1 pseudogene is annotated in these 760 nt (G+C 44.6%); it reads right to left on the minus strand.

Annotation, left to right across the window (positions count from 1 at the left end):
* Positions 1-760, minus strand: a pseudogene (locus R7P74_RS26060) (hypothetical protein); the annotation flags it as partial.

Consider the following 760-nt stretch of genomic DNA (forward strand, 5'->3'; position numbering starts at 1 on the left):
AGGTGTTGGACAGTCTTCATACGACGATGGCAGAATTGGAACATCATCGTTGTTATTCAAACCATCCAAAACCGTCTTGATCTGATCAATTTGATTGATGTCTGAACCTTCCCAAGCACTGACCGCGTTACTAATGATATCTCCAATAGACATCCACTGATCGCCAAACCAAATAACGGTAGTTTGGGTTAAACCCTCAGAGGTTGGACGATGTCGAGTGTTAAAGATAAATGCGAGTAGTTGCTGAGCTAGCTGCTCTTTATGCTCGTTAAGGTCTGCGTTGCCATTGCTATCGACCAAGAATTGTGACACTTCGGATTGCCAAGTCCCGGCCATCCAAATAGCAGAATCGCCGCTAAATGCTGCTTCAACTGGCTCTCCACCAGTAAATTTACCGTCAAATGGCTCGTCACCAGCTCCAAAGTAGTTACTTGGAGAGGCGTAAGGGGTTAATCCATTCACATATACTCTGTCGGCTTCAGTTAGTTCACTTAAGCCATTTTTGTTGTGCCAGTAACCTTTGGTGTCAAAGTCTGCAGTGATTTCACAAATGTTATTGAAGTGCACTTCATTACCATTAAGTGCGTCACTGCGGTTGTAAACTTCACCGATAATGAGAGGGACGCCATTTTCCATTTTCATGACAGATTTTACGTCGAACGAAATGGTGTGATCACTGGTATTGTTCCATGCAGCAGAAAGGCTTTCGCTCACTTCATAAGGCGCGGGATCTTCACCGCGAACATTTGGAACGAGAACG

Source organism: Vibrio sp. 2033 (genome assembly GCF_033339735.1).